General features: G+C 57.4%; 29 protein-coding genes. 27 read left to right on the forward strand and 2 right to left on the reverse strand.

From position 1 onward, the window contains the following. The first annotated feature begins 3 nt into the window (after nucleotides 1–3). The 24 genes from rpsC (at nucleotide 4) to K1X75_00495 (ending at nucleotide 11,629) form a co-directional block, all read left to right on the forward strand. Entirely contained in the window at nucleotides 4–681 is a 678-nt protein-coding gene (rpsC, locus tag K1X75_00380) for a 30S ribosomal protein S3 (GenBank protein MBX7056487.1), read from the forward strand. A 30-nt stretch (nucleotides 682–711) separates the two neighbouring features. Further along, nucleotides 712–1,125: a 50S ribosomal protein L16 gene (gene rplP / locus K1X75_00385; GenBank protein ID MBX7056488.1), complete on the forward strand. Its 414-nt coding sequence runs from the start codon at nucleotides 712–714 to the stop codon at nucleotides 1,123–1,125. Between the two features lie 47 nt (nucleotides 1,126–1,172). Then, a complete protein-coding gene (rpmC, locus tag K1X75_00390; protein ID MBX7056489.1) occupies nucleotides 1,173–1,385 on the forward strand; it encodes a 50S ribosomal protein L29 in 213 nt (70 codons plus the stop codon). A gap of 25 nt (nucleotides 1,386–1,410) precedes the next feature. Next, nucleotides 1,411–1,683, forward strand: a complete 273-nt coding sequence (rpsQ, locus tag K1X75_00395) for a 30S ribosomal protein S17 (GenBank protein MBX7056490.1) — start codon at nucleotides 1,411–1,413, stop codon at nucleotides 1,681–1,683. Then, the gene (gene rplN / locus K1X75_00400; GenBank protein MBX7056491.1) at nucleotides 1,680–2,072 is read left to right on the forward strand and encodes a 50S ribosomal protein L14; all 393 of its coding nucleotides are present in this window, start codon (nucleotides 1,680–1,682) and stop codon (nucleotides 2,070–2,072) included. The genes rpsQ and rplN overlap by 4 nt, the downstream gene beginning before the upstream one ends. Nucleotides 2,073–2,093: 21 nt before the next feature. Continuing rightward, entirely contained in the window at nucleotides 2,094–2,468 is a 375-nt protein-coding gene (gene rplX / locus K1X75_00405; protein ID MBX7056492.1) for a 50S ribosomal protein L24, read from the forward strand. Further along, nucleotides 2,468–3,010: a 50S ribosomal protein L5 gene (gene rplE / locus K1X75_00410; protein ID MBX7056493.1), complete on the forward strand. Its 543-nt coding sequence runs from the start codon at nucleotides 2,468–2,470 to the stop codon at nucleotides 3,008–3,010. The genes rplX and rplE overlap by 1 nt, the downstream gene beginning before the upstream one ends. Before the next feature lie 35 nt (nucleotides 3,011–3,045). Further along, the gene (locus tag K1X75_00415; GenBank protein MBX7056494.1) at nucleotides 3,046–3,231 is read left to right on the forward strand and encodes a type Z 30S ribosomal protein S14; all 186 of its coding nucleotides are present in this window, start codon (nucleotides 3,046–3,048) and stop codon (nucleotides 3,229–3,231) included. Between the two features lie 10 nt (nucleotides 3,232–3,241). Beyond that, nucleotides 3,242–3,637, forward strand: a complete 396-nt coding sequence (gene rpsH, locus K1X75_00420) for a 30S ribosomal protein S8 (GenBank protein MBX7056495.1) — start codon at nucleotides 3,242–3,244, stop codon at nucleotides 3,635–3,637. A 20-nt stretch (nucleotides 3,638–3,657) separates the two neighbouring features. Next, nucleotides 3,658–4,206, forward strand: coding sequence for a 50S ribosomal protein L6 (gene rplF, locus K1X75_00425; GenBank protein MBX7056496.1), 549 nt, complete (start codon nucleotides 3,658–3,660; stop codon nucleotides 4,204–4,206). Nucleotides 4,207–4,232: 26 nt separating this feature from the next. Continuing rightward, on the forward strand, nucleotides 4,233–4,592 hold the full coding sequence (gene rplR, locus K1X75_00430; GenBank protein MBX7056497.1) for a 50S ribosomal protein L18: 360 nt from the start codon (nucleotides 4,233–4,235) through the stop codon (nucleotides 4,590–4,592). Nucleotides 4,593–4,596: 4 nt separating this feature from the next. After that, the gene (gene rpsE / locus K1X75_00435) at nucleotides 4,597–5,112 is read left to right on the forward strand and encodes a 30S ribosomal protein S5 (protein MBX7056498.1); all 516 of its coding nucleotides are present in this window, start codon (nucleotides 4,597–4,599) and stop codon (nucleotides 5,110–5,112) included. A gap of 23 nt (nucleotides 5,113–5,135) precedes the next feature. Next, entirely contained in the window at nucleotides 5,136–5,318 is a 183-nt protein-coding gene (gene rpmD / locus K1X75_00440; GenBank protein ID MBX7056499.1) for a 50S ribosomal protein L30, read from the forward strand. A 1-nt stretch (nucleotide 5,319) separates the two neighbouring features. Next, nucleotides 5,320–5,883, forward strand: coding sequence for a 50S ribosomal protein L15 (rplO, locus tag K1X75_00445; GenBank protein ID MBX7056500.1), 564 nt, complete (start codon nucleotides 5,320–5,322; stop codon nucleotides 5,881–5,883). 49 nt (nucleotides 5,884–5,932) lie between these two features. Then, complete coding sequence (secY, locus tag K1X75_00450; protein MBX7056501.1) at nucleotides 5,933–7,303, forward strand: preprotein translocase subunit SecY; 1,371 nt, start codon at nucleotides 5,933–5,935, stop codon at nucleotides 7,301–7,303. Nucleotides 7,304–7,336: 33 nt separating this feature from the next. Further along, nucleotides 7,337–7,909, forward strand: coding sequence for an adenylate kinase (locus K1X75_00455; protein ID MBX7056502.1), 573 nt, complete (start codon nucleotides 7,337–7,339; stop codon nucleotides 7,907–7,909). Between the two features lie 102 nt (nucleotides 7,910–8,011). Beyond that, complete coding sequence (gene infA, locus K1X75_00460) at nucleotides 8,012–8,230, forward strand: translation initiation factor IF-1 (GenBank protein ID MBX7056503.1); 219 nt, start codon at nucleotides 8,012–8,014, stop codon at nucleotides 8,228–8,230. A gap of 26 nt (nucleotides 8,231–8,256) precedes the next feature. Then, on the forward strand, nucleotides 8,257–8,370 hold the full coding sequence (rpmJ, locus tag K1X75_00465; GenBank protein ID MBX7056504.1) for a 50S ribosomal protein L36: 114 nt from the start codon (nucleotides 8,257–8,259) through the stop codon (nucleotides 8,368–8,370). 13 nt (nucleotides 8,371–8,383) lie between these two features. After that, on the forward strand, nucleotides 8,384–8,767 hold the full coding sequence (gene rpsM / locus K1X75_00470; protein MBX7056505.1) for a 30S ribosomal protein S13: 384 nt from the start codon (nucleotides 8,384–8,386) through the stop codon (nucleotides 8,765–8,767). Nucleotides 8,768–8,784: 17 nt separating this feature from the next. Then, on the forward strand, nucleotides 8,785–9,177 hold the full coding sequence (gene rpsK, locus K1X75_00475; protein MBX7056506.1) for a 30S ribosomal protein S11: 393 nt from the start codon (nucleotides 8,785–8,787) through the stop codon (nucleotides 9,175–9,177). Between the two features lie 57 nt (nucleotides 9,178–9,234). Continuing rightward, complete coding sequence (locus K1X75_00480; GenBank protein ID MBX7056507.1) at nucleotides 9,235–10,227, forward strand: DNA-directed RNA polymerase subunit alpha; 993 nt, start codon at nucleotides 9,235–9,237, stop codon at nucleotides 10,225–10,227. Between the two features lie 33 nt (nucleotides 10,228–10,260). Next, nucleotides 10,261–10,785, forward strand: a complete 525-nt coding sequence (rplQ, locus tag K1X75_00485) for a 50S ribosomal protein L17 (protein MBX7056508.1) — start codon at nucleotides 10,261–10,263, stop codon at nucleotides 10,783–10,785. 204 nt (nucleotides 10,786–10,989) lie between these two features. Next, complete coding sequence (locus tag K1X75_00490) at nucleotides 10,990–11,151, forward strand: hypothetical protein (protein ID MBX7056509.1); 162 nt, start codon at nucleotides 10,990–10,992, stop codon at nucleotides 11,149–11,151. After that, complete coding sequence (locus tag K1X75_00495) at nucleotides 11,111–11,629, forward strand: YdcF family protein (protein MBX7056510.1); 519 nt, start codon at nucleotides 11,111–11,113, stop codon at nucleotides 11,627–11,629. The genes K1X75_00490 and K1X75_00495 overlap by 41 nt, the downstream gene beginning before the upstream one ends. Here the strand turns inward: K1X75_00495 and K1X75_00500 are convergent. After that, nucleotides 11,626–12,045 (reverse strand): Rrf2 family transcriptional regulator, encoded by a 420-nt coding sequence (locus K1X75_00500; GenBank protein MBX7056511.1) that lies wholly within the window; start codon nucleotides 12,043–12,045, stop codon nucleotides 11,626–11,628. The genes K1X75_00495 and K1X75_00500 overlap by 4 nt on opposite strands. Nucleotides 12,046–12,079: 34 nt before the next feature. Further along, complete coding sequence (gene gmd, locus K1X75_00505) at nucleotides 12,080–13,057, reverse strand: GDP-mannose 4,6-dehydratase (GenBank protein ID MBX7056512.1); 978 nt, start codon at nucleotides 13,055–13,057, stop codon at nucleotides 12,080–12,082. Nucleotides 13,058–13,175: 118 nt separating this feature from the next. Here gmd and K1X75_00510 point away from each other — a divergent pair, with 118 nt between their 5' ends. The 3 genes from K1X75_00510 to K1X75_00520 are packed head-to-tail and all read left to right on the forward strand — an operon-like array spanning nucleotide 13,176 to nucleotide 15,924. Next, nucleotides 13,176–14,171, forward strand: a complete 996-nt coding sequence (locus tag K1X75_00510) for a hypothetical protein (GenBank protein ID MBX7056513.1) — start codon at nucleotides 13,176–13,178, stop codon at nucleotides 14,169–14,171. 11 nt (nucleotides 14,172–14,182) lie between these two features. Beyond that, nucleotides 14,183–15,265: a glycosyltransferase family 4 protein gene (locus K1X75_00515; GenBank protein ID MBX7056514.1), complete on the forward strand. Its 1,083-nt coding sequence runs from the start codon at nucleotides 14,183–14,185 to the stop codon at nucleotides 15,263–15,265. Continuing rightward, the gene (locus tag K1X75_00520; protein MBX7056515.1) at nucleotides 15,265–15,924 is read left to right on the forward strand and encodes a DedA family protein; all 660 of its coding nucleotides are present in this window, start codon (nucleotides 15,265–15,267) and stop codon (nucleotides 15,922–15,924) included. Before K1X75_00515 ends, K1X75_00520 begins: the two co-directional genes overlap by 1 nt. Nucleotides 15,925–15,930: the final 6 nt, after the last annotated feature.

Consider the following 15,930-nt stretch of genomic DNA (forward strand, 5'->3'; position numbering starts at 1 on the left):
TAGATGGGACAAAAAGTAAATCCAGTTGGTCTGCGAGTTGGCATTACCCGAAGCTGGGATTCGGTTTGGTTCTCCAAAGAGGAATACCGCAAGAACCTGCATGAGGATCTGATGCTGCGGCGCTTGATCCAGAAGCGCTTCAAGCGCGCGGGCATTGTACGCATTGTTGTCGAGCGCTTCCCGGAAAAAATCAATGTAAGCATTCACACTGTGCGTCCCGGTATGATCATCGGGCAGAAAGGAGCAAGCATCGAGCAGCTGAAGTCCGAGCTGAAAAGGCGCGTCCAGAAGCCGATCGCTGTAGGCATTGTCGAAGTCAAGAAGCCAGAAACCGTCGCGCAGGTAATTGCTGATACGATTGCACAGCAGCTGGAGCAGCGGATGCCCTTCCGCCGGGTTATGAAGCAGGCGCTTCGCGGCGCAATGCGCGGCGGCGTGGACGGCGTAAAGATTGGCGTTTCCGGACGCTTGAACGGCGCCGATATGGCCCGCGCCGAGCAATACAAAGATGGACGAGTTCCGCTACATACGCTGCGCGGTCGTGTAGAATATGCTCATAGCGAAGCCAAGACTACCTACGGCATGATCGGGGTGAAAGTGTGGACCTACCACGGCGACCTGCTGCCAGGGGTTGAGAAAGAAGAAGAGGATCAGTACGCAGTTCGCCGTCGAACGGGCTGAGTCGCAAAGCGATAAGAAGGATAAGCAGTCATGCTGGCGCCAAAGCGAGTAAAATATAGAAAACGGCAACGCGGCCGTATGAAGGGTAAGGCCCACCGCGGCAGCACCGTGGCCTTCGGCGAATACGGTCTGAAGGCAATGACCGGCGGCAATCTCAGCGCTCGTCAGATCGAGGCTGCGCGTCGCGCCATGACCCGTCGCGTAAAGCGCGGCGGTAAGATGTGGATTCGGATTTTCCCTGATTATCCGGTCACCAAAAAGCCGGCCGAAACGCGCATGGGTTCGGGCAAGGGCGCTCCGGAATTCTGGGTGGCGCGAATCCATCCTGGTCGGGTGCTGTTTGAAATGAGCGGCATTGACGAAGCGGCGGCGCGCGAAGCGCTGGAACTCGCAGCGCACAAGTTGCCGCTGCGCACAAGCTTTGTTAAGAAAGAAGTCATCTAGAGCAAGGATACAGACGGACATTGACTATGGGCAGCCCCTTCCACGAAATGAGTGACGAAGAACTGAAGAAGCAGCTGGTCGATTCGCGGCGCGAATTGATGGAGCTTCGTTTCAATTTTGCTGTCGCTCGGTCGCTGCCCAACCCGGCGCGCGTTGGTCGCTTGAAGCGCAACGTCGCGCGGATCCTCACTGTCACTCAAGAGCGTGCACAGGGTAAGGCTACGCAAAAGGCCTCCAGCGGACGCAAGAAGAAGAAATAGCAATTAAGAGCGAGACCAGAGTAAGATGTCGGAAGCAAAGCAGAAGCGAGAAAACATCGTCCAGGGGCGGGTGGTCTCGGATAAGATGGACAAGACGCGCGTGATCTTGGTCGAAACGGTGCGCACGCACCCCTATCTGTCCAAGCCTATGCGTCGTTCGCGTCGGGTAAAAATCCACGACGAGAAGAATGAATGCAAGTCCGGAGACCTCGTGCAGGCAATTGAGACGCGTCCGCTGTCCGCTGACAAGCGTCATCGCCTGCTGAAGATCATCGAAAAGGCGGAGGCCGAGGCATGATTCAGGTTGAAACCTTTCTGGACGTAGCGGACAACACCGGCGCGCGCCGCGTGCAGTGTATTAAGGTTCTTGGCGGAACGCGGCGTCGCTATGCAACTGTTGGCGATATCATCGTCGTCGCGATCAAGGACGCGATCCCGGCTTACGGCCTCAAGGACGGAACCGGCAAGAAGGTGCACAACAAGGCCGTGCAAAAGGCGGTGGTTGTGCGGACGCGCAAAGAAATTCGGCGAACGGATGGTTCCTACATTCGCTTCGACGACAACGCCTGTGCTATTATTGACGAAAAGCTGAATCCGCGAGGCACGCGCATCTTTGGGCCCGTAGCCCGTGAATTGCGCGATAAGAAGTTTATGAAGATCGTATCGCTGGCGCCGGAAGTACTCTAGGGACGCAGGGCGGGAACGGACATGGCACTAGACAGCAGAGAAATGGAAGCCAAAAAGCGCCGTAAAGTGCGGCTCAAGGCTGGCGACGAAGTGATCGTAATCAGCGGTCGAGAAAAGGGGAAGCGCGGCGCCGTTCGCTTCGTAGATAAGAAGCGCGACCGCGTGGTCGTCGAAGGCCTGAACAAGGTGAAGCGCTTTCAGCGTCCCACGCAGGAAAATCCTAAAGGCGGCGTTCTGGAAATGGAGTTTGGCATCCCGATCTCCAATGTAATGTTCTACGATGCGAAGACAAAAAGCGGGAAGCGTGTTGGCTATCTTCGTGAAGCGGGCGAGCGCAAACGCGTCGTTCGCAGCAAAAAAGAGACGCGTGAGATTAAGGAAAAGGCTGAGAAGTAATGAGCGTTCTCTATAAAAAGTATCGCGAGGCAGTGGCCCCCGAGTTGTTCAAAGAGTTTGAGTACGGCTCAGTGATGCAGGTGCCGCGCTTGGAGAAGATTACGCTCAACATTGGCATGGGCGATGCTCCGGCCAATCCGAAGGGTTATGAGACGGCCATCGAAGAAATGGCCCTGATCACCGGGCAGCGCCCGGTGAAGACGCGGGCCAAGAAGTCTATAGCTGGATTCAAGCTTCGCGAGGGTTCGGCAATCGGCGCTAAAGTTACGCTGCGTGGTAAGCGCATGTATGAATTCCTGGAGCGGTTGGTGTTCGTAGCGCTGCCTCGTGTGCGCGACTTCAAGGGCATCAACCCCGACGGCTTTGATGGCCGCGGAAACTACAACATGTCGATCAAGGAGCAAATTATCTTTCCAGAGATCGATGTGGATAAAGTCGATAGTTATCATGGTTTGAACCTGACTTTTACTACCACGGCAAAGACCGATGCGGAAGCGCGTTCGCTGATGACCCGCCTCGGAATGCCGTTCAAGAAGAAGTAGGTATGCAGAAAGTAATTTGAGGAACCAGGCGCAGTATGGCAAAGAAATCAGTCGTTGAGCGGCACAAGCGGAAGCCGAAGTTTAAGGTGCGGGCCTACAATCGCTGCCCGCTCTGCGGTCGGCCCAGGGCATACCTGCGCCGTTTCGATATGTGCCGCATCTGTTTCCGAAAACTTGCCGGTTTTGGCCAGGTTCCCGGCGTGTTGAAATCCTCATGGTAAGAGGCGAAGAATGAGTCTCGCAGATCCAATTGCAGATATGCTCACCAGAATCCGGAACGCCAGTCGCGCCGGTCATCCCTCGGTAAGCTTTCCCGGTTCGCGGCTGAAGGTCGCGATCCTGGATATCCTGAAGAAGGAAGGCTTTATCGACGAATACCAGCTGCGCAAGGCCAGCAACAAGACCGATATCGAGGTCAAGCTGAAGTATGCCGATAAGCGCCCGGTAATCCGGCAGATTGAACGCGTCTCCAGACCTGGACGACGTTTCTACACTGCCGCTGAAAAGCTGCGGCCTGTGCGCAATAATCTGGGCATTTCGATCATCTCCACCTCTCAGGGTGTAATGACGGGGCGCAAAGCGCGTAAATTGAATATCGGCGGCGAAGTTCTCTGCCGGGTTTGGTAAGCGGGAAAGGGAGTGATTCTATGTCTCGGGTAGGGAAAGCCCTGATCAACATGCCGGCGGGCGTCACTGTCTCCTTAAGGGATGGCGCAATTGCGGTGAAAGGTCCGCTGGGCGAGCTTCAGTCGCCGCTGCCTGCAGGCATCAGCCTGGAGCAGAAGGATGGCGCACTTGAGTTGCGTCGTGCAAATGACGAACGAGAGCTGCGCGCTCTGCATGGCACGGCGCGGGCTCTGCTGCAAAATACGGTACTGGGCGTCAGCAAAGGCTGGGAGAAGCGACTGGAGCTGATCGGAGTAGGCTATCGCGCGCAGCTCAAGGGAAAGGAACTGGTCTTTTCACTTGGCTATTCGCACGAAGTCCGCTACGCATTGCCTGCTGCGGTTGCAGCGACGGTCACGGACCAGACCAAAATTGATCTGAAAAGCATTGATAAGCAAAAGCTGGGGCAGGTCGCCTCAGAAATCCGGGCCTTGCGTCCGCCGGAGCCCTACAAGGGCAAAGGGGTCAAATACGCGGATGAAACCATTCGTCGCAAGGCCGGGAAGGCCGGAAAAGCGGGTAAGAAGTAGGGCGAGTCTGACTCGCGGAGAATGAAATGAATCGTCTGGAACAAAAGCGCAATCGCAAGTCGCGTCGAGTGGAACGGGTGCGCCATGCGATCAAGCCCAAGACGCCTCGCGCTCGGCTCGTCGTGAATCGTTCGAACAAGTACATCCATTGCCAGGTCGTGGACGACCTGGCAGGCAAAACCCTTGCCGCCGCCAGCACGGCCGAAAAGGGATTCAGCAAACGCGGGAAGAACAAAGAGTGTGCGGCGGCGTTGGGCGCAGTCATTGCCGAGCGAGCGCTTGCCAAGGGCATCAAGCAAGTCGTGCTCGATCGTCGGGGTTTGATATACCACGGTCGCGTGGCGGCTCTTGCCGATGCCGCTCGTGAAAAGGGACTGGAGTTCTAAAGTTATGATGCAAGCGGGTATCGAAAGCGAACGCGAACTGGTTGAGAAAGTAGTTCGCATCAACCGTGTTTCCAAGGTGGTCAAAGGCGGCCGCCGCTTTTCCTTCAACGCACTGGCCGTTGTCGGCGACGGCGCCGGTCAGGTGGGAATTGGATTGGGAAAGGCCAATGAAGTACCCGATGCCATTCGCAAGGCCATCGAGCAAGCTCGTCACAATATGCGCAAAGTGAGTCTGACCCGCAAGCGCACGCTGCCGCATGAGGTGCATGGCGCCTTCAAAGCGACGCGTGTTATGCTGCGACCGGCAAGCCCGGGAACGGGGATTATCGCCGGCGAAGCAGTGCGTTCGGTCGTCGAGCAGGCCGGCGTTCATGATATTTTGAGTAAGGTCGTCGGATCGAAAAACACAATCAATGTGGTGCGCGCCACGATGGACGCGCTGCAGCAACTGGAGACGCCAATTGTTAGCGCGGGCAAGCGTCGCATCAGTTTGCGTCAACTGTTTGGTCAGGATCTTTAAGTTCTGACGCCCGGAGTCGAAGGATGAGCGAAGAAGTAAAAGTGACGCTGTTGAAAAGCTCCATCGGGCGGCATCCGTCGCACCGTCGCACCCTGCGAGCCCTGGGTTTGCGTTATACTGGAGCCAGCCGCAAGCATAAGACGACCCCTGCTATCAAGGGAATGTTGCTGCAAGTTGGCTACTTGATCAAAGTCGAGAAGGCCTGAGATGGCAAAAAAAGAAATCCTGAACTACGCATCCTTGCTGCCGGCCAAGAAAAAGGCCAAACCCGCGCGGAAGTCAGCCGCCAGCCAGGTCAGTCTGGTCCCCGGCAGCCGTAAAAAGAAACGGCGCATTGGTCGGGGCCACAGCTCTGGCTCCGGCAAGACCAGCGGCCGCGGTCATAAAGGTCAGAAGGCGCGCAGCGGTTACTCGCGCAAGCGAGGCTTTGAAGGCGGCCAGATGCCCATTCGCATGCGCTTGCCCAAACGCGGCTTCCGGCGGCCTTTCGTGGACATTGTCCAGGAAGTGAATCTCTATCGTCTGGAGAAGTCCACAGTTAGCGGCACAGTCGGGCCGCAGGAACTCTTCGCTGCGGGCCTGATTCGAGATCCTTTGCATCGCATTAAGATACTCGGAACTGGAGAAATTAAGAAAGCGCTGAAGTTGACTGCGGACGCATTTTCCGAATCTGCAAGAAAGAAGATCGAAGCGGCAGGCGGCGCCTGCACGGAACGTGAGCTGGGCGCTGAACAGCGCGCTGCAAAAAAGAAGGCAGCAGCAGCCAGCTGACTTTTAGCCGGGTGCGTCGCTCGGGGGACGCGCCTCTCTTCAGAGGAACTTGATGAGCGCGCTGATCAACATTTTTAGAATTCCGGACCTGCGAAACAAGGTTCTATTTACTATAGGCCTGCTGGTCCTCTATCGTCTGGGAACCTTCATAACCATTCCGGGCGTCAATCCCTATGCCCTTGCAAACGCTCGCCCGCCGGGGCAGTCGCTCCTGAATGTGGTCAACGTTTTTGCCGGCGGCGCTTTGTTTAAGTTGTCGGTGTTCAGTCTGGGCATCATGCCCTATATTTCGTCCTCGATTATTATCAACTTGCTCACGGTTGTCATTCCGCCGCTGGCGCGACTGCAACGCGAAGGCGAAGAGGGGCGCAAGAAGATCAATCAGTACACCCGATATGGGACGATCGTTCTTTGCGCCGTTCAAGCCTACTTCATTCTGAAGACGTCGGAGTCGATTACAAACCGCCTGGGCGAACCGCTGGTCTCGCAGCAAATGCCGGCGGCCTACTTCGTTGCGCTGGGAATCATCACCATCACCGTCGGGACGATGTTCTTGATGTGGATGGGCGAGCAGATTACGGAACGCGGAATTGGCAACGGCGTTTCGCTGATTATCTTCGCTGGTATCGTCGCCCAGCTGCCGGCGATGATCTTTCAGATGATGAACGATCCGACCGGGGCAGTGAATGCCTTCACTGTCATTATTCTGGTTATCGTTTTCATAGCGCTGATTGCATTCACGGTGGTTTTAACGACTGCAGTGCGGAAGGTTCCTCTTCAGTACGGAAAGAAGATGCAGGGCCGCCGCATGGTTCAAGCGCGCAGCCAGAGCATTCCCTTCAAATTGAATTCGGCTAATGTGATGCCGATCATTTTCGCCTCCTCGCTCTTGCTTTTCCCGCAAACCGTTGTCGAATACCTGGGTCAGGAGAATGCCAGCTGGATTGGTTGGCGCGTCATCCAGGAATGGATGAACCCGCTGAACCCCGTGGTGTACAAGCAGCTGCCGTATTACTTCATCTATACGGCGTTGATCATTTTTTTCGCCTACTTCTATACCGCTATTCAGATCAATCCGCAGGACCTGGCAGAGAATCTGAAGAAGCACGGCGGCTTTGTTCCGGGAATTCGTCCGGGCAGCCACACCAGGGACTACATTGAGTTCGTACTCAATCGCATTACCCTGCCGGGCGCTTTCTTCCTCGCCGGCCTGGCGCTGGCGCCCTTCTTCGTGTTGAACTTGTTGAAGCTGCAAAGCAACACTACGGTGAGCAGCCTGGCCTATACCTTTGGCGGCACGTCACTGCTGATTATCGTGGGAGTGGCCCTGGATACCCTGAAGCAAATCGAATCACAGTTGTTGATGCGCAATTATAGCGGCTTCATGAAAAAGGGTCGGATCCGCGGTCGCAGCGCCTGAGGCGCATCCGGTTCGCGGCAGGGGGCTAGAAGCATGAAACTATTGTTTATGGGACCGCCGGGCGCCGGCAAGGGCACGCAGGCTCAGCTCATTTGCGATCGCTACAGTATCCCGCAGATATCCACCGGCGAAATTCTTCGCGCTGCTGTAAAGAGCGGCACGGCAATGGGCAAGAAGGCGCAAGAGTATATGAACGCCGGAAAGCTCGTGCCCGACGAAGTAGTGATTGGCATCGTTAAGGATCGTCTGGCCGAAGAGGATGCTCAAAAAGGCTACATTCTCGACGGCTTTCCGCGGACCCTTGAACAGGCTGACGCCCTCGGCAAAATGCTGGCCGAATCCGGCCAGAAGCTGGACCTGGCGCTCAATCTGGCGGTTCCTGACGACGAGCTGGTGCGCCGACTGCTGGAGAGAGCTCGCAAAGAGGGCCGCGCCGACGATACGGAACCTGTAATCAAGAGCCGCCTGAAGACTTACAATGACCAAACTCGGCCGTTGATCGAATACTATCGTAAGCACGGCATTCTCAGGGAGATTGATGGGCTGGGCGGAATGGACCAGATAACGGAGCGCATCAATTTGATTCTCAAGGCCGCTGGCGGCTGAGTCGAGATTCAAATTTCAGTCTGTCGAATAGAATCCAGGTGACGGCTTCCAGGGGGCCGGCATTCATGGTTAAATTTGCTCCTCAGGGGCGTTTTTGCGATCGTGGCGAAAGAAGAAGCGATAGAGGTCGAAGGGACAGTGGTGGAACCGCTGCCCAATGCCATGTTTCGGGTGGAGCTGGATAACGGCCACAAGGTGCTGGCGCACATATCAGGAAAGATGCGTATGCACTACATTCGCATTCTGCCTGGCGACAAGGTTGTTGTTGAGCTTTCTCCCTATGACCTGACGCGCGGGCGAATTACATACCGGAAGAAGTAGGCCGATACGGCCAGATTGAACGCACTATGAAAGTTCGAGTATCAGTGAAACCGATGTGCAGCAATTGCCGGATCATCCGGCGTCGCGGCGTCTTGCGTATCATTTGCAGCAATCCGCGTCACAAGCAGCGGCAAGGGTAGGATCGGTAAGAATATGGCGCGTATTGCAGGCGTTGAACTGCCCAATGAGAAGCGAGTCATTGTTGGGCTGACCTATATCTTTGGCATCGGCCCTACTTCCTCGCGGAAGATCCTCGGAGACGCTGGCGTCGATCATACAATACGCTGTCGCGATCTGGACGAGCAGCAGGTCAATGCAATCAAAAAGATCATTGATTCCCGCTATCGTGTAGAGGGCGATCTGCGGACTGAAACGCAGCTGAACATCAAGCGGCTGATGGAGATCGGCTCCTATCGCGGCTTGAGGCATCGCAACAGTCTGCCAGCTCGCGGTCAGCGCACGCGAACCAATTCGCGCACGCGCAAGGGCAAGCGTAAGACCGTCGCCGGTAAGAAAAAGGCGCCAAGTAAAGGCTGATCGGGAGCACAGGGAAGATGTCGCAGCAGCAGCAACAGAGCGGTCGCAAGAAGGAAAAGAAGAACGTCGTTCGCGGCCGCGTTCATATACAGGCTTCATTTAACAATACGATCATCAGCATTGCGGATCCAAGCGGGAATATAGTTTCCTGGTCCTCCGCAGGCCACATGAACTTCAAGGGATCGCGCAAGTCGACTCCCTACGCCGCGCAGATGGCAGCTCGCGATGCCGCGGAGAAGGCGCGCGAACACGGCGTTCGCGAAGTCGAGGTGCTGGTAAAAGGACCGGGGATTGGCAGAGAGTCGGCCATCCGGGCCATTGCCAATGAGGGCATCCATATTCGGTCTATTAAGGACATTACGCCGCTGCCGCACAACGGTTGTCGGCCGCGCAAACGCCGTCGCGTCTAACGGTCGGATTTCAATCAGCAATTATCGCCGCATGGTCGCGGTCACAGGAGTACGCAGTTGTCACCAAAACATTTGCTCCGCGGACTGAAACGCCCCCGCCAGATAGAGTTTGCCCAGGACGCCAGTCAGCCGGGATACGGGCGCTTCACTGCTGAACCTTTTGAGCGCGGCTTTGGCATGACTGTGGCCAATGCCTTGCGTCGCGCGCTGATGTCTTCCATCGAGGGCAGCGCCATTACCGCTGTAAAGATCGAAGGCGTGCCTCACGAATTCTCAACGATCGAAGGCGTAGTCGAAGACGTGGTGCGTCTGGTTTTGAACCTGAAACAGGTTCGGGCGCATTACGATGCGGAAAACCGCGACGAGCCCAAGGTCATTCACATTGAAAAGCGGGGTGCCGGCGTGCTGCGCGCCGCGGATCTGGCTGTGGACAGCCAGATCCAGATTCTGAACCCCGATCTGCATCTGGCCACTCTCAACGAAGACGCCAATTTGATCATGGATCTGCAGTTTGAGCGCGGCCGCGGCTATGTTCCGGCCGAAGTGCTCAAGAAGAATATCGACGAGATCGGTACGATTCCTGTCGATGCGCTCTTTTCTCCCGTCCGCCGCGTAAACTTTCAGGTGGCCGAGACGCGCGTTGGTCAGCGTACCGACTACGAAAAGATTACTCTCGAACTCTGGACCGACGGATCCTTGGCCCCCGAAGACGCTCTGGCGCAGGCCGCAAAAATATTGAAAGAGCATCTGACGGTATTCATCAATTTTGAAGAGGAGCCGGAGGAGGTCGAGGAAGAGACCAGCGAGATCGAGGAAACGCTGCGCGGCAACCTGGAGAAGCATGTAGAAGAACTGGATCTTTCCGTTCGCTCCCTTTCCGTCCTGAAAAGTCTCGAAATCGAATATGTCGCTGACCTGGTGAAGAGGACTGAAGAGGAACTCAAAAAGTCGCGTCACTACTCCATCCAGTGCGTGGAAGAGATTCGTCAAAAGCTGGCGGAAATCAACCTCGAGTTTGGCATGCGCGATTTCTTCGCTACACGCGATTGATGGCCGCGTCTGGATTGGATTTGGTAGGAAATCATGAATAAACGCAATGCAGTGGCAAAGCTCAACCGTCGCCACGCCCACCGCGGCGCAATGCTGCGCAATATGGCTACCAGCCTTTTTGAGCATGAGCGCATCATAACCACGCGGGCCCGCGCCAAAGCCCTGCGCAGCTATTCGGAAAAACTAATCACGCGCGCACGCCAGGCCGGCGTGCAGAGCGGAGAGGCGCATAAGTTGCTGCACCACAAGCGCGAGTTGCTAAAGCATGTACGCAATCAGGACATTCTGAAAAAGCTTTTGGAAGACATCGCCCCGCGCTTCAAGGACCGGGCCGGCGGATATACGCGCATCATTCATCTTCCGGAACGGCAGTCGGACAGCTCGCAAATGAGCATACTCGAGCTGGTTGATCGTAAAGAAAAGGTGCGCCGCGTGCGCGACCGGAAGACCCGCGCCGCCGGCGGCGAAGGGCAGGGCCCCCGCGACGAATCGCGCAAGCGCGAAGGCAAGTGGTATGACCGCTTCCGTCGCAAGAAAAAGGATACGGATTTCGAATAGGCGAATCTCGATGGCGCCGGCTGCTGGCCGCCTCAAGACTTCGATCAGGGCCGCAGGCATTGCGGCCCTTGTTGTTTCTGGACTGGTCTGGGCCGTGGGCGGCCTTTTGGCGCTCTTCCCGCCTGCCGTTTCGGCGTGGCGACTGCTGCTTCCCTGGCCGCCTGTGGACAAGGTCCGGACTGCATTGCTGGCCGGGGTTGCTTCATGGAGCATGAGCGTCCTTCTCTGGAATCGATGGCAATCGCGGCGATGGATTTCGAGGAGCTTCCGTGCAAGCGTCGCGATCTATTTGTGTCTCTGGCTGTGTATGCTGCCGCTGCTACGTATGGCGGCGGCCTGGGGCCGGCGCGCGGCGCCGCACGCTGACTGCCTGATTGTGTTTGGCGCTCGCACCTACGCCGATGGTCGCATGTCCACGGCGCTGCTGGATCGCATCCGAACGGCAAGCAACTACGCCCTTGCCAATCCCGAAGCGCGCCTGATACTTTCCGGAGGACCTGCCGAGGGACCGCGCAGCGAAGTCCAGGCCATGGCTGATTATGCGACAAACCGCGGTATTGCCGCACATCGGCTGGTGGCCGATGAATCTGGCCTGAGTACCTCGGCCAGCGTGGCGAATTTAAGACAGCTTGCCGGTCAATACTCATGTCGGCGCATTGTGGCAGTCAGCCAGTTCTATCATTTGCCGCGCATCGAGATGGAGGGCCTGCGCCTGGGATTACGACTGGAGCTGCAGTATGCGCTGCCCAGTCTGGTGATCGTGAAGTTGCCGGCGCTGGTAGCGCGCGAGATTCCTGCCTTCTGGTTGTACTGGCTGCTGCTCTGGCGATCGCCTGCAGCTTAGATGTAGAACATCAGCGACTCTTCTGCCGCTCGACCGGCCGCCGCGAATTCGCTCAAGGGAATCATCAGAATGCTGCGGATACGGGTTTCGAGTTCTGTCCAGAAGACGCCCTGGTCAGGGCCCCAGGAAGGATCGCTATAGTCGACGATGCTCAAGTCGCCTTCCAACGCCTGCAGAATCTCAAATACAGTAGTCTCCGCTGCAGGGCGCGCCAGACGATAGCCGCCTTCGCTGCCGCGGACGCTGGCCACAAGCCCCTGACGTTTCAGGGTATTGATGATCTGTTCCAGATACTTCAGCGGAATGCTCTGACGCTCCGCAATTTCTCGCGTCTTCAGCAGGCGCTGTTCATCGCCCAGGCGGGCAAGTTCCAGCATGGCCTTGAGGCCGTAGCGCCCCTTACTTGTGATCCTCACGGTTCAAGCTCTGTTCCGGCCGGCTCGCGTCCGCTCAGGATCGCGCGACCTCTCGGGCCACGCGCTCAAGGTCAGCGTCGACCATCATCTTGACCAGGCCCGGAAAGTCCACGCGAGGCTTCCAGCCCAGCTTCGTCCGCGCCTTGCTGCAATCGCCAATCAGAAGATCGACCTCCGCCGGGCGGAAGAATTTCGGATCAATTACGACGTGCTTTTCCCAGTCCAGGCCTGCGTGTTCGAAGGCAATCTGAATCAGTTCGCGAACAGTATGTGTTTCTCCTGTGGAAATTACATAGTCGTCGGGCGTTGCTTGCTGCAGCATCAGCCACATAGCTTCCACGTAATCGCCGGCGAAGCCCCAGTCGCGTTTGGCGTCGAGGTTGCCCATGCGCAGTTCCTTGCCCAAACCGTGCTTGATGCGCGCCACTCCGTCGGTTACCTTTCGCGTCACGAATTCTTTTCCGCGCCGCGGGCTTTCGTGGTTAAACAGAATTCCAGAAACGGCAAAGAGCTCGAAACTCTCCCGGTAGTTTACCGTGATAAAATGGCCGTATACCTTGCTCACCCCGTACGGGCTCCGAGGATAAAAGGGCGTGATTTCCGACTGCGGAGTTTCCAGCACCTTGCCAAACATTTCGGAACTTGAAGCCTGATAGAACTTAATCTTACGATTTACGTAGCGAATTGCCTCCAGCATCCGCGTCACGCCCAGTGCCGTAAATTCGCCGGTCAGCAGGGGCTTCGTCCAGGAGGTTGGAACAAAAGACTGCGCAGCAAGATTGTAGACTTCATCTGGCTGCACCGACTCGATCAGGCTGATCAGGGAGAGCTGGTCCAGCAGATCGCCCTCGCGCAGCTCTATCCTGTCTCGCAGGTGCGTGATTCGCTCAAAGGTTTCCGTCGATGCCCGGCGCACCATGCCTACAACGCGGTATCCTTTATTGAGCAGAAACTCCGCCAGGTAAGAACCGTCCTGTCCGGTGATGCCCGTAATCAGCGCTGATTTTGCCATGTTCTTATCTACCACCGGGCGACGGCGCCGCCGCCAAATCTTGACCAGGGTTTCCCAAACTGCGAACCATGCCAGCCTTTTTACACGAGGCTGCCCGTGCGCAGACCTGGACTCGAATATGATTGACCCCAGACGTGAAAGTGCGTCTTCTACCGGGTCGGGCAGCGTGGACCAGGGCTTTCACATATATGCACCGGGCGTAGATTCCAGTGCGGTTCAGCGTCGGGTGGAAGAACGACTGCGTCGCGTTGGACTGAGCGCCGACGAAGTAGATCGCGTAGCGCGGCTCACACTGGCGCCGGCTGCGACAGCATCAGAACTTGTATTTAGCGCTGCAGCGGCAATCGAGAGTTTTGAACGACCGGTGCCGCCGCCGGATTTTGGCTCTGCCAAATACCGTCGCCTGCGCGGACCTTTGCGCTCGCTGGCCCAGGAACTCTACAGCATCTTTGCAAGGTTGCACGAGCGAATGATGCAGAATCGGGCGCAGGCGTTTCATAAAGTGGTGCAGGGAATGCTATCCTTGCAGCGATCTCAGGCCGCACTACGAACAGAGATCGAGGCTGCGGTCGATCTGGCGGCGCGCGCCGCGCGCGGCCCTGCGTCATCCGCGACTGTGGACCGCGCTGGCGCGGCGCAGGCGCCGCTGCTTCCGGAACACGAAGCGGCCTGCTTGCAATTTCTGGAAGTTCTCGGCGATCCGCCGGAGGGGCCATGGTTGATTCTCTCCGGGCGAAACTCCGGGATGCGGCTGCGATTGAGCAAAGGAATCCCGGCAGACTTTCAGGAGATGAACGCGGAGTCCTTGCAGTTGCAACCCGGTCCGGAGGGAGGCTTTGCCTGCATCGCCCTCCTGGACGCTGGAAACTATCGCGATTTGCCGCTGCTGGCGGCGCAGGCGCGACGTCTCCTGAAGCGAGATGGCGCGTTGCTTTTGTTCTTTGATGAGGGGGTAAGCGCCGCGCCCTTTGTGCCGCGCAGCCAATGGCTTTGCCCGGCGCCGGCAAATTTAGTCGCCTACATGGAATTGCACGGCCTGGAACGGCGCCACGTCGCTGCTCCGGCGGGCTTTCGTACCGGAAGCCTCAGTGCAGTATTCTGCCGGCGCAGTTGACGGCTGCCACTGTGAGCGGAAGACTCATTCAATTTGCGTCGGGCATCAATCCGGATGATGCCGTCAGCAAACATCTGGCTGAAATTCATCGCGGCGTAGCGCAGGGCTACTCAGCCGAATTCTCGCAGTCGAAAATCTTTGCCGAGGCGATTCATCCACAGGCGCCGGCGCCGGCTCAAAAGCCCGAGCGCTATCGTCGACAGCGCGGCGATTGTATACTGATCCACTACAGTATGGCATTGAACTGTCTGCCGGCGTTGCTTGCGTTGCGCGCGCCATTGGCTATTTACTATCAAAACCTGAGCCCGGCGGCAACGTTGCGCGATTGGAATCTTGCCCTGGCCGGCAAACTGGAGCGCGCACGATCGGATTTGCGTCAGCTGAGCGGACGAGCCGCGCTGGCGATGGCCGCGTCGGAATTCAGCGCACGCGAATTGGAGGCCTTGAGCATCGGGCCGACGCACCGCATTGATCTCTTAATTCCTGATTTGCCTGGAGCGGCCCGGAGACGTGCGCCCTTTCAAGGTCGCAGCCTGCGGCTGCTGTTTGCGGGGAGATTGCTCCCGCATAAAGGCCATGATCGCTTGCTGCAACTGATGTACTACCTGGCGCGCCTGGCGCCAGGCGCCCAACTGGTGTTGGCCGGAGATACCCCGCGCGGACTGGAATTGTACGCTACGGCGCTCCGCAATCGCGCTCGCCTGTTGCGTATTGAGGACCGAATAGAATGGCGCGGCTTTACGACTCGCGCTGAGCTGGAAGCGCTCTATGCGGAGTGTGACGCCTTCGTTTGCGCCTCTTCGCATGAAGGGTTTTGCGCTCCGTTGCTGGAGGCAATGGCTGCCGACTTGCCGGTATTTTGCTGGACCCGCCCGCGCAGCGCCGTGAGCGACACGATGCAAGATGCTGGCGTGGACCTCGGCGCTGAAAGCCCGGAGCGCGCCGCTGCAATCATTGCCGAGTTCTGGCAACGTCCGGATTTGTGCGAGTCCATCGTTGCACAACAGAGGGCGCGAATGAAACGGTACGACCCGGCCGCCAGTCTCAGCCGAATTCTCAGCCTGCTGGATCGCATTCAGCCGCGTTACGTGTAATGGATCTTGAATCGATTATTGTCTGGGTTCAGTCCGCGCCGGCCTGGAGCGTCTATGTAGCGGTCTTCCTGGCCTCGTTGGTAGAAAATGTTTTTCCGCCGATCCCCGGCGATGCTATTATCATCTTTGCCGGGTTCATTTGCGCCGGGGGTGAAGCGAGTCTGGCGCTCTGTCTGCTTTGCGCCCTGGCAGGCAATCTCGCCGGGGGCTGGATCATGTACCGCAGCGGCCCCGCAGTCCTCGCTCTGGCTCATCGCGTCAATGAATGGATTGGCCGTCCCCGTTTGTTGCACCGCTTTCTCGAAGATCTATCCTCCGACCGGCGTATGGAGCGTGTGCGCACAGCGTTGCAGCGCTATGGAGCCTGGCTGGTGGTGGTTTCTCGCTTTCTGGCCGGAATCCGCTACTTTGTGAGCATCGTTGCCGGTCTGGGGCGCATGTCGCCGCTGAGTTATTTGGTCAGCTTTGGAACCGGAGTCGTAGTCTGGAATGCGCTGCTCCTATCGCTGGGCCGGCAGCTAGGCGCTAACTGGCGTCTGGCAGTGAACTGGATTCAATTCTACACATCCACGGCGCTGTCACTTTTTTTGATCGTATTGCTGATCGCGCTGCTCCTCTACTGGCGCCGTCAGCGCCGCGCCAACCGAGCTGCACCCTGATCTACA

The organism is Leptospirales bacterium, from assembly GCA_019694655.1.
Lineage (GTDB): Bacteria > Spirochaetota > Leptospiria > Leptospirales > Leptonemataceae > SSF53.